This is a genomic window from Streptomyces sp. NPDC111516 (genome assembly GCF_055635345.1).
The window spans coordinates 62,092-87,795 of the sequence record NZ_JBVKBV010000021.1 but is presented as its reverse complement, the minus strand read 5'-3'; the positions used below and the strand labels follow the sequence as shown (position 1 = coordinate 87,795).

The window sequence follows — 25,704 nt, the reverse complement described above, 5'->3', positions numbered from 1 at the left end:
CGACTGGTTAGGCTCGAATACGTGAGCAGGTTCCAGGTCGTCAGCGGCAAGGGTGGTACCGGTAAGACCACGGTCGCCGCCGCCCTCGCGCTCGCCCTCGCGACCGAGGGCAGGCGCACCCTCCTCGTGGAGGTCGAGGGCAGGCAGGGCATCGCCCAGCTCTTCGAGACGGAGTCCCTTCCGTACGAGGAGCGCAAGATCGCCGTCGCACCGGGCGGCGGCGAGGTGTACGCCCTCGCGATCGACGCCGAACGCGCCCTTCTCGACTACCTCCAGATGTTCTACAAGCTCGGCAGCGCGGGCCGCGCCCTCAAGAAGCTCGGCGCGATCGACTTCGCCACCACGATCGCGCCCGGTGTACGGGACGTGCTGCTGACCGGCAAGGCCTGCGAGGCCGTACGCCGCAAGGACAAGCAGAATCGGTACGTCTACGACTACGTGATCATGGACGCCCCGCCCACCGGACGCATCACGCGCTTCCTCAATGTGAACGACGAGGTGGCGGGGCTGGCCCGGATCGGCCCGATACACAATCAGGCGCAGGCCGTGATGCGGGTTCTGAAGTCCCCCGAGACCGCGGTCCATCTGGTGACGCTGCTGGAGGAGATGCCGGTCCAGGAGACCGCGGACGGCATTGCGGAGCTGCGGGCGGCCGAACTGCCGGTCGGCCGCGTCATCGTGAACATGGTGCGACCGCATCTGCTGGACGAGGACGCGCTGCGCACCGCCGCGGGCGGCCGCCGCAAGGAGATCGCCAAGGCGCTGACGCGGGCGGGTCTGACCGGCTCCGCGGGGCTCGTGCGTCCCCTGGTCGAGCAGGCCGCCGAGCATGCCCAGCGGGTCGAGCTGGAGCGCGAACAGCGTGCGGTGCTCGCGGACCTGGAGCTGCCGGGGTACGAACTCCCGCTGATCGGCGAGGGCATGGACCCGGCCGGGCTGTACGACCTGGCGACCGAACTCCGCAAGCAGGGCGTGGGCGACGGGGAGGGACAAGGGGTGGGCACATGAGACAGGACGCGGACACGGCCGAAGCCACCGCCACGGACACGCACAAGGCCGCTACCGCAGCCTCCCCCACCCCCGTCCTCGCGCTGGACACCGACGCGCTGCTCGACGACCCCGGCATCCGGATCGTCGTGTGCTGCGGTTCGGGCGGAGTCGGCAAGACCACGACCGCCGCGGCGCTGGGCGTACGGGCGGCCGAGCGCGGTCGCAAGGTCGTCGTCCTGACCATCGACCCGGCCCGCAGGCTCGCCCAGTCCATGGGCATCGACTCGCTGGACAACATCCCGCGCCAGGTGCCGGGCATCACGGGCGACGGCACCGGGGAACTGCACGCGATGATGCTCGACATGAAGCGGACCTTCGACGAGATCGTCGAGGCACACGCGGACGGCGAGCGGGCCCGCGCGATCCTGGAGAATCCCTTCTACCAGTCCCTGTCGGCCGGTTTCGCGGGCACACAGGAGTACATGGCGATGGAGAAGCTCGGCCAGCTGCGCGCGCGCAACGAGTGGGACCTGATCATCGTGGACACCCCGCCGTCGCGCTCCGCGCTGGACTTTTTGGACGCACCGAAGCGGCTCGGTTCCTTCCTGGACGGAAAGTTCATCAAACTGCTGATGGCCCCGGCGAAGATGGGCGGCCGGGCGGGGATGAAGTTCCTCAACGTGGGCATGTCGATGATGACCGGCACCCTCGGCAAGCTGCTCGGCGGTCAGTTCCTGCGCGACGTGCAGACCTTCGTGGCGGCGATGGACACCATGTTCGGCGGCTTCCGCACCCGGGCCGACGCCACGTACAAACTTCTGCAGGCACCCGGTACGGCGTTCCTCGTCGTCGCGACACCGGAGCGGGACGCGCTGCGCGAGGCGGCCTACTTCGTGGAACGGTTGGCCGCGGAGGAGATGCCGCTGGCCGGCCTGGTGCTCAACCGCGTCCATGACAGCGGCGCCGCGCGGCTCTCCGCCGAGCGCGCCCTGGCAGCGGCAGAAAATCTTGACGCGGTCGGCATTGTGGATCAGTCGTCAGGGAAGGCTGGACTTGGTGACCCGGCCGACTGGTCGGTCGCGCCTCCCGAAACCGTTGGCACCCCGAATACCCTCCCCGCAGCCCTTCCTGACCGTTCCGAGCGCAAGACCGAGCACAAGGACACCGGAGACCGCGAACCAGACCCGGATACAGACCCAGCAGAAGACCCGGAAAACGATCCTGAGGCCGTTTCCGTCGAGGAGCTGACCGCAGGCCTGTTGCGGCTGCACGCGGAACGAATGCAGGTAGTCGCGCGCGAACAGCGCACACGCGACCGCTTCACCGCACTGCATCCCGAGGTAGCCGTGACCGACGTGGCCGCGCTGCCCGGTGACGTACATGACCTCGCAGGGCTCCGGGCCATCGGAGACCGGCTCGCGACCGGTTCCGCCCCGGCCGGAGCTGCGTAGCCGCCCGTCCGCCGCTATCCCACCGCGGCGTACCTCTCGTGCAGTTCGTCGTCGTCCAGCCCGATCGCCACGGGCAGGATGCCCGCGGACTGCTCGTACTCGCTGCGCGCGGTCTCCAGCAGCCGACGCCACGACGTGACGGTGGGCCGCCTGCGCAGCAGTGCGCGGCGCTCCCGCTCCGTCATTCCGCCCCACACGCCGAATTCGACGCGATTGTCCAGCGCATCGGCCAGGCACTCGGTCCGCACCGGGCATCCGGTGCACACCGCCTTGGCCCTGTTCTGCGCTGCCCCTTGTACGAACAGTTCATCCGGATCGGTAGTGCGGCAGGCTGCCTGCGCACTCCAGTCGGTTACCCAGCCCATTACGGCGCCGTCCTCTCCCGAATCGAGGCTCCCCCACGGCGTAGCGGCATATTCACCGCTGCCAGTTGAGGACGTTACGGAAGGCGGCGACAGCACAACACCCCCTTCGGGCCCAATCTTGGATGGCCCGAACGGACTATGCGTATGCGGCAGATCACCCAGGGGAGTGAGGCGAGGACATGCAGGACCATCCCCGCAGGATCGGGAAATTTCTCCCGGGTCACAACGGACGTTCACTGACACAGGAGGCGAATTCGGGAGCGCCTGAACTCGTGGCCGGATCGTGCGCGGGGGTTGATACGGAACGGGACTGCTGTGACAGTTGAGAGCAGCTTAGGCCAAGGCATATACGTGTGTCCGGCGAATGAGAACGTAGGCTGCCCCCATGCCAAAGAAGCGCTCGGGCGGGGGTCTCACGACGACCCAGCAGGCCGCCAAGTTCCTCGGTGTCGCCGCACTTTCCGGAGTTGTGCTCGCGGGCATCGCACTGCCGGCCGCCGGAGCACTGGGTCTTGCCACCAAGGGGACGGTCGAGGGATTCGACGAGATCCCCGCCAATCTCCAGACTCCACCGCTGAGCCAGCGCACCACGATTCTGGACAGCAAAGGCGGAATGATCGCCTCGGTGTATTCGCGCGACCGCACGGTGGTCGAGCTGAAGGACATCTCGCCGTACATGCAGAAGGCGATCGTCGCGATCGAGGACGCCCGCTTCTACAAGCACGGGGCCGTCGACCTCAAGGGCATCCTGCGCGCGCTGAACCGCAATGTGCAGTCGGGCGGGACCGCGCAGGGCGCGTCGACTCTCACGCAGCAGTACGTGAAGAACGTCTTCGTCGAGGAGGCCGGTGACGACCCGGACAAGGTCGCCCAGGCCACCCAGCAGACCATGGGCCGCAAGATCCAGGAACTGAAGTACGCGATCCAGGTCGAGGAGAAGCTCGGCAAGAAGCGGATCCTGACGAATTACCTGAACATCACCTTCTTCGGGCAGCAGGCGTACGGCGTCGAGGCCGCCTCCCAGCGCTACTTCTCCAAGTCGGCGAAGGACCTGACGCTGGAGGAGGCCGCGCTGCTGGCCGGCATCGTGCAGTCGCCGAGCCGCTACGACCCGGTCAACGACCCGGCGGAGGCGACCAAGCGCCGCAACACCGTGCTCCAGCGGATGGCCGACGTCGGTGACGTCACACAGGCCGAGGCCGACAAGGCAAAGGCGACCCCGATCAAGCTGAAGGTGAAGAAGCCGAAGAACGGCTGCATCACCGCCGTCAGTGGCGCGGGCTTCTTCTGTGACTACGTACGCAACGTCTTCCTCACCGACCCGGCCTTCGGCAAGACCAAGGAGGATCGGGCCAAGATCTGGAACCGGGGCGGTCTGACGGTCCGCACGACGCTCGACCCGCAGTCCCAGCAGTCGGTGCAGAATTCGATCAAGAGCCACGTCTACAAGTCGGACAAGGTCGCGACGGCCGTGACGCTGGTTCAGCCGGGCACCGGCAAGATCATGGGAATGGGCCAGTCCAAGCCGTACGGCTTCGGCCCCGACGAGACGCAGTACAACTACTCGGTCGACAAGGACATGGGCGGCTCGAACTACGGCTTCCCGACCGGTTCGACGTTCAAGCCGTTCGTGGCCGCCGCCGCCATCGCGCAGGGGAAGCCCGCCACCCAGGTCTACTCGTCGCCGTACGAGATGCCCTATCCGACGGTGCAGACCTGCGACAAGCCGTATGTGAACCTGAACGGTGAGCGGGTTCCGAACGAGAACGAGTCGGAGCGCGGTCCGTACGCGTTGAAGGAGGCGATGGCGAAGTCCGTCAACACCTACTTCATCCAGATGGTGGAGGACATAGGCCTCTGCCCCGTGACGCAGATGACCGACAAGCTCGGCGTGGTCCAGGGCAACGGTGAAAAGCTCCCCCAGTCCCCCGCCATCGCACTCGGCTCGAAGGGGCTTTCTCCGCTGACGATGGCCAGTGCGTACGCCGCTTTCGCCAACCGCGGCACGTACTGCACGCCGGTCGCCATCGAGTCGGTCAGGACCGCGGACGGCACCTCGCTCCCCGTACCGAAGACCAGCTGCTCACAGGCGATGTCGCAGACGACGGCCGACACCATCAACACCCTGCTGCGCGGCGTGGTCGACTCCGGTACCGGTCAGCAGGCGGGCCTCACCAGCCGCGACAACGCGGGCAAGACCGGTACGACCGACTACCGCAAGAACGCCTGGTTCGTCGGCTACACCCCGAACATGTCCGGAGCGGTCTGGGTCGGCAGCCCGACCCAGACCGTCGAGATGGTGAACATCACCATCGGCGGCGTCTACCAGGCCAAGGTGTACGGCGGACAGGTCCCCGGACCTATCTGGCGTGACGCGATGACGGGCGCCCTCAATGGAGTGGCCGCCCCCGCCTTCAATACCATCAACATCCCCGATCCGCAGAGGGACAAGGGTGACGAGGGGGACAGGGGCAGGCCGGGTGCCGACGGCGCCAAGCCCGGCAAGCATGGCAAGAAGCCCGGCGGCAAGAACCCGTTCCCCGGCACCAGCATCCCGCCGGACCTGATCGGCGGGAACACGGGCGGCCACCGCGGCCAGACCAACGGCGGCACACAGGGCCCCTGACCCGTACGGCGCATGCACATGAAGGTGGGGCGCTCCGGACCGAGATCCTTCCCGGTCCGGGGCGCCCCACCTTCGTACGTCCTCTTCCGTATGTCCTCTTCGTACGTCGCCCGGCCTCAGCCCGCCAGGAGCTTCTTCACCGCGGCGGCCACCCGGCCGCCGTCCGCGCGCCCCGCGACCTTCGGGTTCACGATCTTCATGACGGCGCCCATCGCCCGCGGCCCCTCGGCCCCCGCGGCCTTGGCCTCCTCGACGGCGGACGTCACAATCGCGCCCAGCTCGTCATCGCTCAGCTGCTTCGGCAGATACGCGTCGAGGATCTCGCCCTCCGCCTTCTCACGCTCGGCCTGCTCGGTCCGGCCGCCCTGGGCGAAGGCCTCAGCCGCTTCGCGGCGCTTCTTCGCCTCCTTGGCAATCACCTTTTGCACCTCGTCGTCGGAGAGCTCGCGCGCCGTCTTGCCGCTGACCTCCTCCTTCGTGATGGCGGTGAGGGTCAGTCGGAGCGTGGACGAGGTCAGCTCGTCACGCGCCTTCATGGCCGTGGTGAGGTCTTCCTTGAGCTTGGACTTGAGCGTGGTCATGTGCTGATTGTGGCAGGTACGGGGCGCCCGCCGCCCTCCGGTTTTCTTCCCGTCGCACGGTGTCTGCGACGATGGGCGCATGCGCGCACGCTACGGAGTACCCCTGAAAGTCACGGCAGTCGGCGCAGCGGTCGGCGCAGCCGGCCTCGCCTACGCCGCCGGATTCGAGGCCCGCTCGTTCCGCCTGCGGCGGGTGGCCATCCCGGTACTCCCGCACGGGGCACGCCCGTTGCGCGTACTCCAGGTCTCCGACATCCACATGGTGAGCGGCCAGCGCAAGAAGCGCGCCTGGCTGCAGTCACTGGCCGGCCTGCGTCCGGACTTCGTCGTGAACACCGGCGACAACCTCTCCGACCCCGAGGCCGTACCCGAGCTGCTCGACGCACTCGGTCCGCTGATGGAGTTCCCGGGCGTGTACGTCTTCGGCTCGAACGACTACTACGGCCCCAAGCTCCGCAACCCCGCCCGCTATCTCTTCGAGAAGGTCCAGGGCAAGCACGGCCTCAACGGGAACGCGCCCGCTGTCGGCGTCGTCCACAACCCGTGGGAACCGATGCGCGACGCCTTCGACGAGGCGGGCTGGCTGGGCCTGTCCAACACCCGCGGCCGCCTCAAGATCGACGGTCTGGAGATCGCCTTCACCGGCCTGGACGACCCGCACATCAAGCGCGACCGCTACGCGGAGGTGTCGGGCGGCCCCGAGACGGGCGCCGATCTCTCCATCGGCGTGGTCCACGCCCCCTACCTGCGATCCCTCGACGCCTTCACGATGGACGGCTACCCCCTGGTCCTGGCCGGTCACACCCACGGCGGCCAGCTCTGCATCCCCTTCTACGGGGCCCTGGTCACCAACTGCGACCTGGACACGGACCGGGTCAAGGGCCTCTCCACCCACTCGGTCGACGATCACCGCGCCTACCTCCACGTCTCCGCAGGCTGCGGCACCAACCGCTACACCCCGGTCCGCTTCGCCTGCCCGCCCGAGGCGACCCTGCTGACCCTGACGCCCCGGGACTGAGCGCCCACGGCCCCCCTCGCCCTCAGCTACACATAAACCGGATTTCGTCTGCGGGCGCGGGTGGGCTAAAGTAATCGATGTCGCCGGGACATCGGTGACAATCGGGGTGTAGCGCAGCTTGGCAGCGCGCTTCGTTCGGGACGAAGAGGTCGTGGGTTCAAATCCCGCCACCCCGACAGCTGAAACACCAGGTCAGGGGCCTGATCCGCGAGAGCGGGTCGGGCCCCTGAGTGGTTTCGGGGGCCATTTGGGAGCCGAATTCGGAATCTGGCTCCCGGGCAGCTCCCGCGCTTGTGGGTAGACCGGAGCTTCGGAGCTCGCCTCAGAGCGGCATGGCACGGGGAGGGGACACGAGTGGAAGCCGGAGACCTGAGTTCATGGGTCGGCGCGGGAATCGCTGTGGGAGCCGCCGCCGTCGCGATCTGGCAGGGCATCGCCGTCTCCCACACCCTCCTACTCGGCGTCCTCACCCACCTACAAGAAGGCCCCGCCGCCTTCACCACCGCAGCGAAGACGCCATGGCAGTTCGCCGAGATCGGTCTCCTGCCCGCCCACCAACGTGTGGGACCCGGTCCTCCGCGACCTACCCGGTAAACGACTGGCGCTCCGACTGCTACGCCCGACGGAAGACGCTCCTACCCGTACGTCTCTTTCCAGCGCTCCCGGTGCCGACGGTCACCCTGCCCCAGACCGTTCACCGCACCGAGCGACGGCAGCGAGGCGCCGTTGTTCCACAGACCGAAGTGATCACGATGAACGGCCAGGATGTCGTTCTCCGCGGCGAACTTCTCTGCCGGGCCACTGAAGTAAGTGGTGGCCACGAAGATCGCCACGTCGGCCTTGAAGTGCACCTTCGCACCGAGCAGATCCCGGACCTCCCGGCTGGGGATCTTGCGCTTGGGCGCGTACCGCTTGCACTGGATCACCATGCTCCGCCCGTCGGGAAGGCGCCCCAGCACGTCAGCCCCATTGTCGTGCGAGCCGCCGACCCTTCGCACATCAGTGCACCCGTCACGTCGGCACAGCTTCACGACGAAGTCCTCGAACTCTGTCCCCGTCATCACGTCAACCTCGGCAAGCGTCCGCTGCCCTGCCCGCACGGCCTCCTCACGCCGCCACTGCCGATCACTGCCCCTGATGAACCGATCGGTGCGCCACAACCACCACCCACCACCGCCGACGCCACCGAGAACAAGTGCACCGACGAAATAGGGCCAGATCACGCCCCAAAAGGCCACCACCACGACAAGACCGAGGCTACCGGCAGTGGCCCCGATCTTGAGACGCCGCTGCCGACGTCTGCGCGCAGCTGAGATCCGCCCTTTCCGTACCGCTGCCATGCTCCTCCTATGTGGTCTGGCACAGCAGGATCAAGGAAGCGGTGCCGAAGTATCAGGGCGCCGATCAGCCAATGGCTGATAGACGACCTTCCGCCCACCTGTCTATAGGGCTTCTTCGCCGGATAACGGTGACGCCGCACGTCCTCAAGCCTGTGCGGAGGCAACACCAGTCAGCTGACAGGAGCGCCACAGGAGTCGGAGCCTCGCCGTGGCCGCGCGGACCACGCACCATGGGATACCACGGCATCGCCGCATACCTGCGGCGTACAACCAGAAGAAGCTCGTCCAGCTACTCACGGAGACGGGCAGCTGCACCGCCATGGCCTGAATCGCATTCTTGTCGTCGGTATCGGGGATTCCTACCGTCCCATTGCATGGACTCCACGGTCTTCGACGTGATCAGGCGTCTCGGTGACCTTCTGACCGTGCAGGTGAACTCATCGCCCGAACTCATCGCCGGAGTAGGGAAAGCGGCCGATGCCGTCGACCGCGAGCGGGCGAAAAAGAAGACCGCAAACGAAGGTCATGGCCCCCGCAAGCCGGACCCGCGCCAACTACCCCGAGCCGAGCGTGGTCCCCTATGGCTGACTCCGTGGGATTTGCTCGCGACGTTCGCGCGCGGTACGGCCTTGGCCCGGCAAGGACGAGGCAGGGGACTGGCTGAGCACTGGCAAGGGCTGAAATACTGCCGCGCCTTCGCCGCCGACCGGCACGGAAGTCTGCGCCTCACCGATGAGGGGAAGGCTCCCGAACTGTCCTATCGGGCCATGCAAGCAAGGGAGCTGGGCCGGGCGTTCGGGCTCGCCGTCGCTGAACGGGCGCTTCGGGAGAGGTATCCGGACCACCTGATCAGCATCGTCGACGCGGAAACCGTCCTGCTTCCCGGCTTCGCGCGAACCAAGCCGGCCGGGACTCTCGGCGCGAGGCCGCGGCCGGACTTCCTGCTGGAGGCATGGCGTCCCGGTGAAGGCTCCCGGATCTTCGTGGTGACCGTGAACGGCAACCACCAAGCTGTGAAGCCGAAGACCTCCGCGAGCTCTCGCACGACATACAGGCAGCTGGCCCGGGGCAGTGAGCGCGTGGAGCGATTCCATCTGGGGCAGTGGAACGCGACTCCCACGCTCACAACCTCGACCGAGTTCCTGGCCTCCGCCGGTGTGACGGTGCATGTCCTGCACACGGGTGGAGGTGTCGAGCTCCCAGTACGGCCGACATCCGGTGCGGATTCGGCCGATGTGGCCATCGGTCGCCGGGCTCTGCGCTACGTGGACTCCGTGGCCTTCCCGGAGGAACGGGGAGCGGAACGGCACAACGCCTTCTTGATCCCTGAGAAGGAATTCTCGTGGTTCGGCCGCGTGGTCGCCCGGGCGCACGCCGCCGGGCAGCTCTCACTGGCCGGCGGCGGTGGGACGGTCGGCCGGTATTTGATCGACGAGCAGGGCCGCAAGCACTTCAACGAAACCACCTACGCCGGGACTGCCAGTGTCCACGACGCGAAAGCCTGTTTCGCCGGGGAGCGATACGTCGGCACTGACCAGGTCTTCCGTATCAACGGCACGCGTGTCGAAGCGTTTTCCGGCGTGGCCGCAGATCTCTACGGTCTGCTCGCTGAGGGCAAGGTGGAGGAGTACCGTCGGCGGGCGTACGAACGGCGGAATGGCTGGCCTGAGCCCGGACGACATCGAGGACTGGGGTGCGAGTTCCTTCCGGCCGGACGGCACCGCACTCGCGATAAGGGTGGTGCCGGAGAAGGCATCGCCCGACGACCGCTCCCCAGGCTGACCCGTACGAAAGGTGTTTCCCGGAGGAGGAGCAGACTCTTCCCGGTCCGTGCCGACTCGGGGCAGGCCGGACAGCGGGTCGGACATCTCTCCTCCGACGCTGGAGGGGTGGCCGGATGCCGTCCCTCCAGATCAGCTTCGGCTGTCCCTCTCGACGGCCGACGTGTCAAAGTCGCTGGACAGACCCAGCAAGCGCATACGCAAACGCAAGGAGCAGCACATGCACGACGGGGGATCGCCGTGGACACTCACCGTGCCCACAGGCGGCGACACACTCCGGCAGGAGCGTCTCACCCGGGATCTGCACGACACCCTGCACAGGACGGACGGTCTCGTCGTCGGCTTCCATGACCCCGACGAACCCACCGGACCGGGCCGTAAGGGTGCCGGCGTCGGTGAAGTGGCACTCTGGGCCGCCACCACCGCCGCCATCGCTCGCCCGGCCTCCCAGGTCCTGATCACTCTGATCAAGGAATGGTGCGCCAAGGAGCGGCACCGCAAGGTCGTGGTCGCCGTCGGGGACGACTCCGTCGAGATCACTGGGCGTCCGGATGCCGCACAGGAGCGCATGGTCCGGGAGTTCCATGACCGGGTCGCCGGCGACGACGGTCCCGCATCGGATGACGGCGCGGCGTGACCCGCCTCCACAAGCGCCGGGCTCTCCTGATCGGCAACGAGCACTACGACGACGGCCGCTTCTCTTCGCTGGCTTCCGTTCGGGCGGACGTATGGGGACTCGCCCAGGTCCTGAAGCACCACAAGATCGGCAACTTCGTCTCCGTACAGACAGAATCCGATCTCGCCGCCGATGACATGCGGGCAGTCATCGGCGAGTTCCTCCAGGAGTGCGACGAGGACGAACTCGCGCTCGTGTACGTCTCCGGGCACGGTGTGCGCACCGTACGTGACGGCGGCGAGTTCCACTTCGTCGCCAAGGACACCGACTACGACCGGGTGTCCGCGACCGGAGTCAGCGCCGGGTTCCTCAACGACGCGCTGGAGGAGTGCGTCGCGCCACAGAAGATCGTGGTGATCGACTGCTGCCGCAGCGGCGGGTTCGCCGTGGGTCTGCGTACGTCGGACCGGCAAGCTGACGGCTCCGTGGCCAAGTCCGGCGAGCGGCCCCCGCTGACCAGCAGGGGCGTGTACGTCCTGTCGTCCTCGCGGGCCGGGGAGGACTCGTACGCGGACGCGGGCGGCGGCGATGATGTGAAGCCGTCGGCGTTCACCGGCGAGGTCGTCGAGGCGCTGCGTACGGGGAAGGTCAGCAAGGACGGCGGCAGCGCGGTAACGGTCAGCGACCTGTTCCACTATGTCAACCGGCGTATGCGTGCCCAGGACGGCGGGCGTCAGGTGCCGGTGCATTCCGCGCTCGGCGTCGACGACCGCATCGTCATCGCGGACAGCCCCTTCGGCCGGGCCCCCATCCTCGATCCTCTGAGTTCTCGGCCCCGGGCCGCCGCCGGAGAAGCTGCACCGCCACATGCCGCGAAATCCGCTCACGCGCAACCCACCTGGACCAACCTGCTGGACTACTACCGCGAGTGCGTCCTGGCCGAGAGTGCCGAGACACCTCTGATGGACGTGAGCCGTCAGGGCACGTCGTACGTGTGCCTGGACGGCGCGGAGAGGTTCATCTCCGGCGACGTCGACGACGACGGCTGCGTCGCGCTCCCCAAGGAAGCGGCCCCGCTAGTGGATTCAGCGGCAGAGGAGGATGCCGAGCTCTGGGCGGGCTATCCGGCCGTGGTCCTCACCGGGCCTCGCACCGGGAGCCCCTGGCGGCAGCCGAAGTTCGCGCCCCTGCTGGTACGCCGGGTCGAGATCGTCCAGGACGAGGGCGAGGTGCGGCTGAAGCCGTACGGACCGGTCCAGCCACATCTTCAGCTGGCGCACGACTGGCTGGGCGAGGACGAGGCCAACCAGCTCATCGACACGTTTCAGCCGTCCTGGCATCGAGGACAGCACGACCGTATGGCGGTGGAGGTGCGCAACCTCCTCACGCAGGAGTTCGAGCTGCCGTGCGTACAGGAGCTCCGTCCCGACCAGCTCGCCGACCGCATCGACGTCCGCACACCCGGCCACGGGGCCCGCAACACCGCGGTCCTGTTCGCGGCACGCCCCCAGACGAACTTCACGAAGGGGCTTCTCAACGACTTCGCCGGCATCGCCAAACAGACGGACCAGATTGGGAAGAGCGCCCTCGGGGTCCTCGCGCCCGACGCCTCGCAGCGCGCCCGGTCCCTCGCCCACACGGACCCCGAACCGGCGAGCCTCGTGACCCCGCTGCCCTGCAACGAGGCGCAGAGCGCGGTTCTCCGGTCCGCCATGACCCGCCGCCTCACCGTGGCCACGGGCCCACCCGGCACCGGCAAGAGCCAGTTGGTCGCCAATCTCGTGGCCACGGCGATCGCGGCGGGCCAGACCGTGCTGGTCGCGTCCACCAACAACGATGCCGTGGACGAGGTCTGGCGCCGCTGCGACGAGCTGATGCCCAGCAGCGTCGTCCGCACCGGTTCGGCGCGGCAGAAGAACGGCAAGAGCAACGCGGAGCACGAGGCCGCCGCGCTGCACGCGCTGCGCACCGGCCCGGAGCCGTCCACCACCGTGGCCACGGCATCCATGGCCACCACGCTGGCCACCGAACGTCTGGCAGAAGTACGGCAGGGTCTGGCCCACGTCGCGGAGACCGAACTGCGGCTTCGCCTCGCAGGCGAAGTCCGCGCCCACCACGCGGAACAGCTCGGGATCACCGTCACCGAACTCCAGGACCTGCTCGGCGGCCCGCCCCGGCCGAGGGAGCTGGAGGACAAGGCACGGCGCCTCTCCCGCGCGCGTTTCCTCGGATCGTGGCGCCGGGCCCGTTTCCTGCGCAAGGCCGGTCTGGAGGGGTACGCCGGTGATCCCGCCGCGGGCTGCCTCGCGCTCGCCGGCTTCGCCTCGGCCGAGGCGGAATGGCGTGACGGGCGCGAGCACGCGGCCACCGTTGACGACACAGCGCTCATGCGTGCCCTCCGCGATGCGGAGAGCACCGTCCAGGACGCTTCACGCACGCTCCTCGCCGCCAAGGTCCAGGCCGCCGCCTGGGCCGGACGCCGCCGCATCCTGGACCTGTTGGCGGCTCGGGACGGCAAGCACAGCGATTGGCCGCAGATGCGGAGGGTCCTGGGTCGCTCGGACGGCTCCACGAATGCGCCCGCGGTGGCCGGATGGGCCGTCACCAGTCTTTCCGCCCGGCGGTTTCCGCTGGGCCCGGCCCTGTTCGATCTCGTCGTCGTCGACGAGGCCAGCCAGTGCGCCATCCCGCACGTCCTGCCGCTGCTGTTCCGCGCGCGACGCGCCCTGGTCATCGGCGACCCCATGCAGCTCACGCACATCACGCAGACCAGCCCGCACCGCGAGGCTCTCATCCGGCGCGGGAACGGGCTGCGGTCCGACTGGCTGGAGAAGCACCACCTCGCCTACCGGCGCCACTCCGCCTTCCACGCGGCCGAACAGTCCGCGGGCGGCACACTGCTTCTCGACGAGCACTTCCGCTGTCATCCGCACATCGCCGGGATCTCCAACGAACTCTTCTACGACGGTGGGCTGACCGTTCTCACCGACACCCGTGGCCGCCCCACTCTGGCGAGCCGCCCCGCCATCATCTGGACGGATGTGACCGGGCGGGCCGCCCACCCTCCGTTCGGTGGTTCCTGGGTCAACGAGGACGAGATCCGCAAGGTGCACGACAGCGTCCGCTATCTGCTGGAACAGCTCCCGCCCGAGGCCACCGTCGGCGTCGTCACGCCCTTCGCGCCTCAGGCCGAAGCGCTGCGGAAGCGGCTGCGACCATATGACGAGGAACGTCTGCGCATCGGCACGGTGCACACCTTCCAGGGCGGCGAGCGCGACGTCATGGTGTTCTCCCTCGTCGCCGGCGAAGGCATGCATCCCGGCGCCGTCGAGTGGGTCGGTGGACAGCTGAGCCTGTGGAACGTCGCCATCACCCGGGCACGCGGTCACCTCATCGTGGTGGGGGACAAGGAGCTCTGGCGCAAGCGGGGAGGCATGGGCGCCGCGCTGCTGGAGGCTTCGGAGCGGGACGGCGTAGCCCCGGGTGGCGGAGACGAGGACGTACTACTCAAACGCCTGTACCGGACCCTTTCCCGCTCGGAGGAAGCCACCATCACACTGGGCGAGACCGTTCACGGGCATCCCGCGGACGCCGTGGTGCATGGCGTCGGCGGTGCAGCTCCCCAAGCCGTACTTCTCGATCGAGGAGTGGAAGAGGACCGCGACGCGGCACGCCACCTCCGGCTCATGCTGCATCGCCGGAACCTGCTGGGCCATGGTGACGGCGAAGCCGAAGCGGCGCGTTGGCCGGCCTGGCGGCTGTACGACACCGACGAGCAGCGGGGGTGACTTTCTGGCCCCTGCGAAGCCGACCCGCTCCGTCGCCCCGCCTTCATCCCGCCCGAGGTCGATGCACCGGTTACCGGGAGACCAGTTCTGGCCACCCCACAACGCCTGTTGAGCCCTCCACGTAACCTCGCAGACATGGAGGAACCCGCACCCGGCACACCGCCGGAATCCGGCGACGCGCCTTCGGCTCCCGACGCCGACGAGACCCGCCGCCGTCTGAACGCGTACGCGTACCTCAGCGCGCCGGAGCGGCTGGAGTACCTCGCGATCATGCGGGTCTTCTGCGGCACGCTCCTGGCTGACCTGGCCGTCCCGGACGTCATAACGAAGCTGCGTGAGGGGGGCGGGGCGGCCGCCGGGCTCGACGCCGACCCCCTCACGGCGCGGCTGGAGCAGCTGGTGAAGTGGGGCAACCTGCTGCGCGGCAGCCACACCGTGAAGGCATCCAGCATCACGGAATACCAGCGTTCGCGGGCCCGCTACCAGCTGTCGCGGCTGGGCGAGCGCGTCCAGCGGGACGCCGACGGGGTGCTGGCCGAGGCCGACGCCGCCCGTGAGGTGAGCAACGAACTGCTGGCCCTGGTCGAGCGGGGGCTGCGGGAGCTGGCCGAGCTGGTCGCCGAGCCGGGCGGCCTCGCCCCGCAGGACGGGCTGGAGCGGGTCAGCACGTTGTTCGTACAGTTCGCCGGGTTCGCGGACTCCGTCCGGGACTTCTACGCTTATCTCGGCCAGGTGCTCGCCCGCTACGACCTGGACAGCGGCGAGTACCAGGGCTTCAAGGAACTCCTCCTGGACTACGTCGAGGCGATCACGGAGGACGTGTCGTTCCGCGCCCCCCGCATCTCGGCAGCCCTGGACGCGCTCTGGCCCTACCTCCCGGGCCTGCTGAAGCAGCTGGACACCCACGCGCAGGGGCTCGCCGGGCTGCCGGCGCAGAGCGAGGGCCGTACGGAGACCCGCGTGCAGCGCAGCCGGGGTCGCGAACTCGCGGACTGGGAGGGGCTGCGGGGTTGGTTCAGGGACACCGACGGGCAGGGCAGCCAGGTCGACCAGCTGCGCGACGCCACCCTGCGGGCCCTTCAGTCGCTGCTGGCCAACGCCAAGCGGATGCTGCGCTCGGCCACCGGCGAGATGTCGCGGCGCCGGGACCTGTTGCGGCTGGCCCGGTGGTTCGACGAGGCCGCGCCGCAGGACGCGCACGACATCGCCGTCGCCGCCTTCGGGCTGTACAGCGCCCGCCACCTGGGCATACCGCCCGCCGCCGACGAGGTGGTGCCCGCCTACACCAGCTGGTGGACCGGCCCTGTGGTCGAGGTACCGGTCGCGCTGCGCGAGAGGGGCAGCCGCGCCCAGCGGGGCCGGACGGCATCGGTGGAGGACCATTCCGCACAGAAGGAACGGCTGCGGGAGGCGGCGCGTCAGCGGGCCGCGGACAGACACGCTGCGGCGGACGAACTGTGCAGCGCGTCCTCCCGATTCGACGGCGTACGGCTCACTTCGGCGGCGCTCAGCCTGCTCCTGGAACTGCTGGCAACGGCGCTCGGGAACGCGCAGCTCAGGCGGCGCGCCGAGGCGGACAGGCAGGAGGAGCGAGGCTTCGGACTGGACGCGGCATGGAGCGAGGACGCCGATCTGGGCATCCGGCTTACCGTGCACCGTACGGCGGGAGCGCACACGCTTCTCCGCTCGGCCGACGGGGATCTGCTGCTGGACGACTTGGAGCTGGTGGTCCACAGGACTTCCGCCATGGCGGACGGAGCGGAGCCGACCGGGAGCGAGGCGCTTCCCACGCAGCCGCACGGCGCACCCACCGATGGTATGGAGGAGGTGAGCGTGTCATGACGCTTCCTTCCGCTCACGACGTGGCTCTGGCCACCGAACGCCGCACCGCGGCAAGACTGTTGCTCGCCCATCCGCTGGTCACATCAAACGGCCCGCACGCCGACCTCTTTCCGCTGGTCCGCAGGCACGCCGACTGGCTGGGCGGGCGCTTCCAGCAAGTGCTCGGCTACCGCCTCCTGGTCGACAGCTCCTACGCCCGGCTGTTCAAGGCCGGGCTCGGAGCCCGGTCGGGGCACCGGCTCGTACGATCCACCGGCACACCCTTCACACCGCGCACCTATGCCTGTCTGGCTCTGGCTCTGTCGGTGCTGGTCACCGCGCCGGAGCAGTTGCTGTTGTCGCAGCTCGTCGCCGACATCCGGGCCGCGGCGGCCGACGCGGACGTCGAGCTGGAGGAGACCGGCCGGGCGGCCGGGAAACGGACGCTGGTCGCGGCTCTTCGGCAGCTCGTCGAGTGGGGCGTCCTGATCGAGACCCACGGCCACGTGGGCGTCATCGCCCAGGAGGGCAACGGAGAGGCTCTGATCACGGTCGACCGGGAGCTCGCCCGCGTCATCGTGGCCGGACCGCTCGCCCAGTCGCGGGACGGTGTTGACCTGGTCCGGCGGGCGGCGGACCCGGGGTTCGGAGGACCGCGTACCTACGTGCGCCGGATGCTCGTCGAGACCCCTGTCGTCCACCTCGACGAACTGACCGACACCGAACGAGACTGGCTCCGCACCCGCCAGCGCCGCGAGGCTCAGGCGTTCCTCGAACTCCTCGGCCTGGAGACGGAGATCCGCGCCGAGGGAGTGGCCCTGGTCGACCCTGAGGAGGAGCTGACCGATCTCCACCTGCCCGGGACGGGGACCGTCGCCCAGGCCACGTTGCTGCTGGTGGAACGACTGGTGGAGCGGCTCCGCCCGGCGGAGCCCGGACACCCCGCGACCGGCGGTGTTCTCGTCGTCGGGGTCGCCGTTTCGGACGGTGTGGTGGATGAGCTTCTGGCTGAGCTGGTCGCGGAGTACGGACAGCGCAGCAACTGGCAGCGCGGATACCTCGAAGACCCCGATGCCCTGCGCGAAGCCGTGCTGGACCTGCTCTCCCGTATGCGCTTGATCGCCCCTGCCGGCCCGCTTCGATCCGAGGGAGCGGGGCTGCCGGAGCAGTACGCCGGCGAACTGCCGGAGGGACGCCAGGTCACCGACGTCCGGGCGGCCAGGCCCAGCGGCGGCGAGGGCTGGGTCCTGCTCGCCTCAGCGGCCCGATACGCCACCCGGGTCATCGTGCGGGCGACCGGCAGGCGGCCCAAACCCATCGACACGCAGCAGGAGTTGCCGCTATGACCACCGATGCCCGTGGTCTCGTCCCGCTTCCACGTTCAGGTCACGCACCAGCGGCGAGTTCCCGCTTCCGGCTGCACCGGGCGGGCATCCAGAACGTCTGGCAGTACGACGAGCAGGAGTTCGCCTTCGGTGACGGGCGGCTGCTGCTGCGCGGCAAGAACGGGGCGGGCAAGTCCAAGGCCCTGGAGATGCTGCTCCCGTACCTCCTGGACGGCGACTCCCGGGCCCTCGATGCCACCGGCACCGGGCGGACGACGCTCGCCTGGCTGATGCTGGACGGCTTCGAGCAGACCAACCGCCTCGGCTACCTGTGGGTGGAGTTCCGAGGGACGGACGGTGCCGGCGACCACCGCTATCTGACACTCGGCGCCGCTGTCCGTGCCTCGAAGTCGGCGCAGAAGGCGGTGCCGACCTTCTTCGTCACCCCGCTGCGCGTCGGCGAGGACCTGCACCTGGTCGAGGCAGGCAAACCCCTTGCCGTCGACCAGCTCAAGGAGATCATCGGCTCCGGCAACACGACGGACCGAGCGGTCGAGCACCGTGCCCGCGTGGCCCGGGACCTCTTCGGGATCACGGACGCGACGCGCTACCGCAACCTCACCCAGCTCCTGCACCGGCTGCGGCGGCCCACGGTCGGGGACCGCATCGAGCACGGCGGTCTGGCCGTCCTGCTGAGTGAGACCCTGCCCGGACTCGACGAGGCCGTGGTCGAGAAGGTGGCGCGCAACCTCCACGATCTGGACACCGTGCGGGCCGAACTGGGACGCCTGGAACGTACCGACGCGGCCTTGCGCACCTTCCTCTCCGACTACCGCCGCTACCTCGCCGGGGTCCTGCGCTCCTCGGCCCGGGACGTGAGTCGGGAACTGGACACTCTCTCCGAGCGCCGCCGGAACGCCGGGGACGCCGCGCAGCACACGAGCGTCCTGAAGGAGCACGAGAAGGAATCGGAGGAGGGGCTGAGGACACTCCGCGAGGAGGAGGAGTCCGCCCGGACGGAACTCGCCGCTCTGCACGACAGCCACGCCTACCGCAGCTTGCGCGAGCTGTCGGAGCGCCGCAGCACGGTGGAGGCCCTGCACACCACGGCCATGACCGCCTTCGCCGCGTTGCGCGGCGCGCACGAGGCGGAGGAGAGCGCGGCCGAACGGCTGGACGAGGGCGTCGAGGAGTTGGGCACCCGACTCACCGAACTGGCCACGGAACACCGGGAACTACTGGTCCAGGCGGAGCGGGCGGTACTTCCCGCCGCACATCTCGGCGAGGCGGTCGCTCTGCCGCGCACCGTCCGTTCCTCGTCGACACAGACGGAGCTGACCAGCCCGGACGGGGAACAGCAGACCATACGGCACCGACCGGTGGTGCGTGTGGACACGGCGACGACGGAGGCCGGGCTGCAGTCCTGGCAGGGGCAGCTGGGAGCCGCCGAGACCGTCGTACGGAACCGACAGCGGATGGTGCAGGAGGTGGCCCGCCTCTCCTCGCGGGCCGACGAGGCGCGTGGCAGTGCGGTGCGGGCCGACGAGGCACAGGAACGGCTGGAGGGCGAGGCGGAGGAGGCCGCTGACCGTCTCGAAGTCAGCCGTCAGAAGGTCGCTGAGGAGAGCCGGGAGTACGCCGACGAGGTCGCCGTGTGGGTGCGCGAGACGCGGACCGCAGCGGGGCCCGAGTGCCCGCCGCTGGATGCCGTCCTCTCGGAAGTGGCCTGCGCGGCCGACTCCGACGCGGCGTTCTCCTCCCGCACGCTCCCGGCTGGCATCGACACCCACGCGCGGCAGACGGCACACCTGGCTCTGGAGCCGTACGCGGACGCCCTCACCCGGCACCGCGACACCCTGGCGGTCGGTGTCGGCCGACTCGGCGAGGAAATCGACCGTCTGGCGGAGGAGAGGCGGGCCTGGGAACGCCGTACGGACCCGGAGCCTCCGGCCCCGTACCACCGCAGCGCCGCAAGAGACCCGGCCGGCGGCACACCCTTCTACCGGTTGGTGGACTTCGCCGAGCACCTGACCTCCGCCAACCGGGCCGGTCTGGAGGCGGCACTGGAGGCGAGTGGCATTCTCGACGCGTGGGTCAGCACGGGCGGCGCCCTTCTCGACCCGCTCTCCGGGGACACTCTTCTCGATGCGGCTCCGGCCCACGACCCGCTGCCGGTGGCACAGACCCTCGCCTCAGCCCTGCGCCCGGTCGCGCAGCCGGAGAGCGGCATCAAATCCGAGCAGGTGGAGCACCTGCTGTCAGCCATCGTGCTCGCACCGGCCGCAGGGACGACGGCCGCAAGTGCGGTCCACTTCGACGGTTGCTGGCGGCTGGGAGCTCTCCGAGGGCAGCACCACAAGAGCGCCGCTGAGTACGTGGGCGCGGCGGTGCGGGTTGAGACCCGGCGACGCGCACTGGCCGAGCTGGAAGACCGGCTCGGGCAGACGGAACGACAGCTGGCCGAAGCCCGTACCGAGCTCGCCGCAGCCGATTCCCGGCGACGGGCCCTCACGCAATTGGAACGCGACTTCCCTCGGGCGCAACGGCTCTCCGACTCCTGGAACACGCATGCTTCGGAGGAGAGGACAGCGGGAGCGCTCTCCGCCAAGGCGGCCGAGGCGGCGCGCCAGGCGGAAGAGGCCCGCGCTGTGGCCGTTTCGACGCGCTCCGAGGCCGACGCCACCGCGACCGCCCATGACCTGCCCACCGACACCGTCGCACTGGACCGCGTACGCACCGCGCTGGCCTCGCTGCTCACCGGCGTCGGCCACCTGCGCAGGGCGGTCAACGGTACGGTCGCCCGGCTCGGTGGAAGTCAGGCGGACGACCGGCGGTACGCGCAAGCCCGCGAGAATCGGACGGAGGCGGAAGAGGGCTACCGGCTTCGCCACCGGCAACTACTCACCGCGCAGCAGGATCTGCGGACCCGGGAGGCCGCCGTCGGATCGTCCGAGGAGAAGATCCTCTCCGACGAACAGGCGGCCAAGGACCGTATCGCAAACGCCGTGGGGGCCATCCCGGCCAGAGCGCGCGACCACAACAAACTGCGCGACCAACGTGTGCGGGCGGAGGAGAAGGAGGAACGCCTACGCGAGGAACTGGCGGACCAGGAAGCAGCCGTGATCGAGACCGGCCGCGCTCTGCGCGGTGCTCTCAGCCGTCCGGAAGTCGTCACCGGAGCGGGGCTGGATCGTTCGTCCCTCCCCGATCAGGTACCGGACGACCCGGGTTCCAACGCACGCGACCGCCTGCGCGCACTGCGGGCACTGGCGGAAGCGGTGGATCGGAGTCTCGGTCGTAACCGGGAAGAGGTGTCCGACAGCCTTCTCCTCAAACGGCACACAACGCTGCGCGATCAACTGGCGGGCGGCTACGACGCACAGCTCGACGAACGCGACGGCATCAAGGTGTGCCGCCTGCTCGACGACCACGGTTCGCACGACGTCGCGGTCGTGGGCGAGCGGATCGCCGTGGAGGCCGCGGAGGCGCGAGGGAGGCTCACCGAACGCGAGAGCGACGTGTTCCAGCGCTTCCTGACCGGCGAGCTCGGCGACCACCTCTCCGCGCAGGTCATCACGGCGGCCAACCTGGTCGCGGCCCTCAACGACACGCTGAAGACCGTACGGACCTCGCACGGCCTCGGCGTGGAACTCCTCTGGAAACTCAATGATGACGCCGACGCCGACGTGCGGGTGGCCGTCGAACTGCTGCGCAGTCCGTCGAGTCTCCGGACGCGCGATCAGACCGAGCAGCTCCGCGACGTACTGCAACGCCGCATCGAGGATGCCCGCCGCGCTGATCCGTCTGCCGGCTACACCTCCCACCTCCGCACCGCGCTGGACTACCACTCCTGGTTCACCTTCCACACCTTCGTGGTCGAGGACGCCGCCCCCGGGCGCAGAAGGAAGCTGACCGGCCGCACCGGCTTGAGCCAGGGAGAGCAGCGCGTGCTCTCGTACCTCGTGCTCTTCGCCGCCGCTTCCGCCCACTTCACCAGCCTCGCCGACTCGGCCCCGCACGCGCCCCGGCTGATCCTCCTGGACGACGCCTTCGCCAAGGTCGACGAACCCACGCACGGGCGCCTGGGCCGCATTCTGGTCGATCTGGACCTAGACTTCGTTCTCACGAGCGAGCGCCTGATGGGCAATTGGGCCGAGGTGCCCTCCCTGCACATCTACGAGTGCCTGCGCGACCCTCATGTACGCGGAGTGGCCACGTTGCACTACACGTGGAACGGTCGCCACCGGCGGCTGGCGTCGGTATGAGCGCCCTTCCGCCCGCCACGCGCGACTGGCTGGCCAGTCCCGGTCTCGTCCGGCTCTGGAGCGCGGCACGCAAACGACTGGAGAGCAACGGGGTGCAGTCCACCGGCTCCCTCCGACTGACAACGGTGAGTTCCCAGGAGCGGAACGACCTGTCACTCCTGCTAGGCAAACCGCTCACGGGCACAGCCATGACCGTGCGGCTCGACGCGCTCGACGAACGCCTGCGCACCTCGGCCGCAGGACTCGGGCTCAGGGAGGTTCTCGAGGAACTCGGTCCTCCGCTCACCGACCGCCGCGCGGCTCGCGAGGACGGCGCGGCACAGCGCCGGCACGTATGGGCGTCGCTTACCTCGTCTCTCGACGCCTCTCCGCTCGCCGGGCAGGAGTGGACCCGGCAGTGGACCGATGTGCTGCGCCGCACTGGCGTTCCGAGAGGGGTGGCGCCCGAAGCGACAGTGCGGACGCTTCAGCAGGCAGTCCAGGTACTCACCGTATTGCTCGATCCGAAGCCCACCGGTACGCGGGGCCGAGGCGAGCTCGCCGCAACGGCGACCGGTTCGGCGCACGGCCTGGATGACGGCACCTGGCTCGCCCGCCTCGTCCAACGCGGCATCGCCCTGGCCCACGGCACGGACCTTCCCGGCGACGCGGCCAGCCGACGGGCACTGTGGCGGCTGGTCTCGGTCACACCGGACGAGGTCTCCAGCACCGTGCTGACGTACGGCCTCCGGCCCCTCGGCGAGGACTGGCGCGCGAGGTCACTGCGGGAGCGGGCCGATCACCATGCGGAGACCCACCTGACGTCCCGGGACCTGCTCGACGTGCGGCTTCACCTGCCCGCCGGATCTGTCGTCCACATCTGCGAGAACCCACGTGTGGTGGAGGCCGCAGCGGACTCGGGCTGTTCGCAACCTCTCGTCTGCACCTCCGGCAGCGCCGCGACGGTGGTCCTCACCCTTCTGGACATTCTCGCCTCCACCGGCTGCCACTTCGCTTACCACGGCGACTTCGACTGGCCGGGCATCGCTTTGGCGAACCGGATCATGCGCCGTTACGGAGCCCGGCCTTGGCGCATGGGCGCTGACGACTACGAGCACCTGGCCACTCGCAGCCAGGCCGAGGGAATCCCCCAGCTGCCGCTGGTCGGTCAACCCGTCAGCGCCATCTGGGACGCGGGTCTCGCCCCTGCCATGGCAGCGCTCGGAGTGGCGCTCCATGAAGAGGCGACGCTTGACCTGCTGGTGGACGATCTGTCGGGTCCCCCGTAGGGGGGGAGTGCCCTGCCTGGCTCGGTCCCGCTCGCGCTGCCAGTTCCTGGGAGCCGTCTGGGAGCCAACCCGCTCCCCAACCCCCTTCGAGACCACCCGATACCACGACAGACCGACGCTCTGACCAGGGCAAATGCCATTCGCACTGGCTGGATCAGCACCCGACCCTCATTCGGGACGAAGAGGTCGTGGGTTCAAATCCCGCCACCCCGACAGCTAAGTAGCAGGTCAGAGGGCTCTTACCGACTAGGTAAGAGCCCTCTGGCGTTGCTGCGTGTCTATCTGCGTGACTAAAGGACATCCGCCCGCAAGCCGAGGACCTGAAGAGCGTCACGTTCGTAGCCCGAGCGAGATCACGGATCGGACGATCCATCCTTTGTGGCTGATGGGGCCGGTCGGCTCCCCCGAGTCGGGACCCCCACCGACGGCGATCATGGAGCCGAGCTGCGCTGTGTGATGATGCACGGAAGACGACCGGCCCTGGGGTGGGACCGGGTACGTGAGGAGGGCGGGGCCCATCGTGGGCAAGGGCGGGGAGTCCATACCGGACGAAGAGTGGGAGCGCTTCCTTCGTGAAGCCGAAGCGGGGACCAAAGACGCGCCCGAGGAGCCGTCGGCGCGGGCTCGGATGGTGGCGCGGCGGCTGCGAGAGGAGACCGGCCGGCCTGAGCCGTGGCGGAGTCACCAACCGGCCCGGCGGCAAGGACGCAAAGGCTGGTACGCGATCGGTCTGCTGGTTGCGGCCGCCTTGCTGGTCGTGGCGCTGGATCCAGGGCGGGTGGCTGGATGGTTCGGAGGCGGAGGCGGCGAGAGTGCGCCGCTCGCCGCGGAGTCGAAACGTCCGGATCAACCGCCGCCGACGGCAGTGGCAGCCCAACATCCGACCGTGGAGCAGCCGTTCAGGGGGTCGCCCGCGGCGCAGTGGGGTGACGGGACGGCTGCGATCGGCCTGCCTGAGGCACGGGCGACCGGCTGGATGAGCAAGGAGCAGGTCGCGCAGGCGCTCGAGAAGACCCGGGACTTTCTCGCCGCGTCCAGTCTGGATCCTGGTGTGCTGCGCGGGGAGCGGCCGAGGAAGGCGATCGCATTGATCAATCCTCATCAGCAGGATGTCCAGGACTACCTTGCGACCGCGTTCCGCGTGCCCAGCCGGGAGAATGATCCTCTGCTGCTGTTCAGCCGGTTCGAGAAGACGAAGGTCCGGCTTGTCGGAGATGTGGTCAAGACACGAGGGCGGATCACGTACCGAGAAGGTAAGCGCGGTGCGGTCGAGGTGACCACCGATGTCACGTATGTATATCCGGTCGTGCGCGCTGCAGCGGGAAGCGACGAAGTCGCGCGCACCATCGTGCGCCGCGAGGTCGTGATGAGCTGGGACGACCCGGCGAAGGTCATTGTCGAGCCGGGTGCGTTCTCCCTTGTCTCCTACAAAGTGGACACCACCAACGGCGGCTGCGACACCTTCACCGGCTACCTCACCCCCAAGTTCAGCGCAGAGCGCGCGGCCTCGCGCCCGGGAGACGGCCCCGAGGTCGACCCGTACGACCGGAGCACGTCGATGGAAACGCGCATGCGGGAGGCCGACGATGCGGGGTGCGGGACTGCCACACGGTCGTGAGCGGCCACGTTACGCACCGCCTTGTCACGTCGCTGCGCGTGCTCGATCGACCGGCGCAAGCCGGTACTGGTCCGGCTCCGCCAGCGCGTCATCGATCAGCCGGTTCGATGCCTGCTGCTGGCCGCGCAGGATCTTGGCGTAGAACTTCCAGAGAACGGCCGGCGTGTACCCCGCGCGGCGCGCCACTTCCACGGGGTCGACGCCGGCCTTGATCCGCGGGGACACTCCGGCGTGCCGGAGCGCACGGGCCGCCGCCCGGTCGCCTCTACGACCTGGTCCCTTCCCGTGTGGCCAGGCTGATGTGTCCCTGCAGTACCAGTTAGCCGTGCATCGCGGTGCTGTAGACGTACAGAGCGATCACGCCGGCGACGCAGGCGAGGATCACCCATGAACCGAAACTGGTGTGTTTCCCACCGCCCATGGGCCGCGCGGCCTTCCCGGACTTATTGGACCGCCCGGGCGCTGCTCGTCCCGGCGCGACCGCCGCCACATCAGCCGCCGCCTCGGCGAGCAGGCGACGGCAGGTCGCGGCGAGCACGCCTGTACCGGCGGATAGGGGCACCACGGCCTCCGAACGCGCCGGAGCGGTGGTGCCGCCGTCCAGGATGCGCCCCGCGCGTACGAGGACCTCGTCCCGGCCGCCCGCCGGAGCGAGGCTGATCCACCGCCGTACATGCTCACCCCGGATGACCACACCGCCGGACCGCTCCCGGTACACAGTGTGTTCCCGCCACAATATCTCCGCCAACTCCCCGGCAGTATCTCTCAGTTGTGCGCTCACAACGCCTCCCCCTCCACCCCACGGCGAATCGAACAAGCCTCGCACTCTAGCGACAGGCGCAGAGCGCGGG

18 protein-coding genes and 1 tRNA gene are annotated in these 25,704 nt (G+C 69.1%); 13 read left to right on the top strand and 6 right to left on the bottom strand.

The annotated features are described in order from the left end of the window. The first annotated feature begins 21 nt into the window (after window positions 1–21). Together bagA and bagB are read left to right on the top strand one after the other, a co-directional pair. Window positions 22–1,008: an ATPase BagA gene (gene bagA / locus ACZ7L9_RS29895; RefSeq protein WP_471420014.1), complete on the top strand. Its 987-nt coding sequence runs from the start codon at window positions 22–24 to the stop codon at window positions 1,006–1,008. After that, on the top strand, window positions 1,005–2,441 hold the full coding sequence (bagB, locus tag ACZ7L9_RS29890) for an ATPase BagB (RefSeq protein ID WP_471420012.1): 1,437 nt from the start codon (window positions 1,005–1,007) through the stop codon (window positions 2,439–2,441). Before bagA ends, bagB begins: the two co-directional genes overlap by 4 nt. A 14-nt stretch (window positions 2,442–2,455) precedes the next feature. Here bagB and ACZ7L9_RS29885 read toward each other — a convergent pair whose 3' ends face one another. Continuing rightward, window positions 2,456–2,806: a WhiB family transcriptional regulator gene (locus tag ACZ7L9_RS29885; RefSeq protein WP_187438703.1), complete on the bottom strand. Its 351-nt coding sequence runs from the start codon at window positions 2,804–2,806 to the stop codon at window positions 2,456–2,458. Window positions 2,807–3,191: 385 nt separating this feature from the next. Between ACZ7L9_RS29885 and ACZ7L9_RS29880 the strand changes: the two genes are divergently transcribed. Then, entirely contained in the window at window positions 3,192–5,432 is a 2,241-nt protein-coding gene (locus tag ACZ7L9_RS29880) for a transglycosylase domain-containing protein (RefSeq protein ID WP_471420009.1), read from the top strand. 116 nt (window positions 5,433–5,548) lie between these two features. On the opposite strand, the gene ACZ7L9_RS29875 is transcribed toward ACZ7L9_RS29880, so the two are convergent. Further along, window positions 5,549–6,013 carry a GatB/YqeY domain-containing protein gene (locus ACZ7L9_RS29875; RefSeq protein WP_266747048.1) on the bottom strand — a complete coding sequence of 155 codons (465 nt, stop codon included), beginning with the start codon at window positions 6,011–6,013 and terminating at the stop codon, window positions 5,549–5,551. A 79-nt stretch (window positions 6,014–6,092) separates the two neighbouring features. On the opposite strand from ACZ7L9_RS29875, the gene ACZ7L9_RS29870 reads away from it, so the two are divergent. Further along, the gene (locus ACZ7L9_RS29870) at window positions 6,093–7,031 is read left to right on the top strand and encodes a metallophosphoesterase (RefSeq protein WP_471420007.1); all 939 of its coding nucleotides are present in this window, start codon (window positions 6,093–6,095) and stop codon (window positions 7,029–7,031) included. 102 nt (window positions 7,032–7,133) lie between these two features. Further along, window positions 7,134–7,207, top strand: a tRNA-Pro gene (locus ACZ7L9_RS29865). Between the two features lie 459 nt (window positions 7,208–7,666). Here the strand turns inward: ACZ7L9_RS29865 and ACZ7L9_RS29860 are convergent. After that, window positions 7,667–8,092, bottom strand: coding sequence for a restriction endonuclease (locus ACZ7L9_RS29860; protein ID WP_471420005.1), 426 nt, complete (start codon window positions 8,090–8,092; stop codon window positions 7,667–7,669). On the opposite strand from ACZ7L9_RS29860, the gene ACZ7L9_RS29855 reads away from it, so the two are divergent. Continuing rightward, entirely contained in the window at window positions 8,006–8,344 is a 339-nt protein-coding gene (locus ACZ7L9_RS29855) for a hypothetical protein (RefSeq protein WP_471420092.1), read from the top strand. The two genes, ACZ7L9_RS29860 and ACZ7L9_RS29855, sit on opposite strands and share 87 nt — an antisense overlap. Before the next feature lie 1,415 nt (window positions 8,345–9,759). Here the strand turns inward: ACZ7L9_RS29855 and ACZ7L9_RS29850 are convergent. Next, a complete protein-coding gene (locus tag ACZ7L9_RS29850) occupies window positions 9,760–10,239 on the bottom strand; it encodes a hypothetical protein (protein WP_471420004.1) in 480 nt (159 codons plus the stop codon). A 133-nt stretch (window positions 10,240–10,372) separates the two neighbouring features. Between ACZ7L9_RS29850 and ACZ7L9_RS29845 the strand changes: the two genes are divergently transcribed. The 7 genes from ACZ7L9_RS29845 (at window position 10,373) to ACZ7L9_RS29815 (ending at window position 24,853) form a co-directional block, all read left to right on the top strand. Further along, entirely contained in the window at window positions 10,373–10,789 is a 417-nt protein-coding gene (locus tag ACZ7L9_RS29845) for a hypothetical protein (RefSeq protein WP_471420002.1), read from the top strand. Beyond that, complete coding sequence (locus ACZ7L9_RS29840; protein ID WP_471420000.1) at window positions 10,786–14,556, top strand: caspase, EACC1-associated type; 3,771 nt, start codon at window positions 10,786–10,788, stop codon at window positions 14,554–14,556. Before ACZ7L9_RS29845 ends, ACZ7L9_RS29840 begins: the two co-directional genes overlap by 4 nt. A 135-nt stretch (window positions 14,557–14,691) precedes the next feature. Continuing rightward, entirely contained in the window at window positions 14,692–16,398 is a 1,707-nt protein-coding gene (locus tag ACZ7L9_RS29835) for a TIGR02677 family protein (RefSeq protein WP_471419999.1), read from the top strand. Continuing rightward, the gene (locus ACZ7L9_RS29830) at window positions 16,395–17,723 is read left to right on the top strand and encodes a TIGR02678 family protein (protein ID WP_471419997.1); all 1,329 of its coding nucleotides are present in this window, start codon (window positions 16,395–16,397) and stop codon (window positions 17,721–17,723) included. The genes ACZ7L9_RS29835 and ACZ7L9_RS29830 overlap by 4 nt, the downstream gene beginning before the upstream one ends. After that, window positions 17,720–21,967 carry a TIGR02680 family protein gene (locus tag ACZ7L9_RS29825; RefSeq protein ID WP_471419995.1) on the top strand — a complete coding sequence of 1,416 codons (4,248 nt, stop codon included), beginning with the start codon at window positions 17,720–17,722 and terminating at the stop codon, window positions 21,965–21,967. The genes ACZ7L9_RS29830 and ACZ7L9_RS29825 overlap by 4 nt, the downstream gene beginning before the upstream one ends. Then, entirely contained in the window at window positions 21,964–23,235 is a 1,272-nt protein-coding gene (locus tag ACZ7L9_RS29820; protein ID WP_471419993.1) for a TIGR02679 family protein, read from the top strand. Before ACZ7L9_RS29825 ends, ACZ7L9_RS29820 begins: the two co-directional genes overlap by 4 nt. Window positions 23,236–23,755: 520 nt before the next feature. Next, window positions 23,756–24,853 carry a hypothetical protein gene (locus tag ACZ7L9_RS29815; RefSeq protein ID WP_471419991.1) on the top strand — a complete coding sequence of 366 codons (1,098 nt, stop codon included), beginning with the start codon at window positions 23,756–23,758 and terminating at the stop codon, window positions 24,851–24,853. 24 nt (window positions 24,854–24,877) lie between these two features. Here ACZ7L9_RS29815 and ACZ7L9_RS29810 read toward each other — a convergent pair whose 3' ends face one another. After that, window positions 24,878–25,078 (bottom strand): integrase, encoded by a 201-nt coding sequence (locus tag ACZ7L9_RS29810; protein ID WP_471419989.1) that lies wholly within the window; start codon window positions 25,076–25,078, stop codon window positions 24,878–24,880. Window positions 25,079–25,172: 94 nt separating this feature from the next. Further along, on the bottom strand, window positions 25,173–25,592 hold the full coding sequence (locus tag ACZ7L9_RS29805) for a hypothetical protein (RefSeq protein WP_471420082.1): 420 nt from the start codon (window positions 25,590–25,592) through the stop codon (window positions 25,173–25,175). Between the last annotated feature and the right edge of the window lie 112 nt (window positions 25,593–25,704).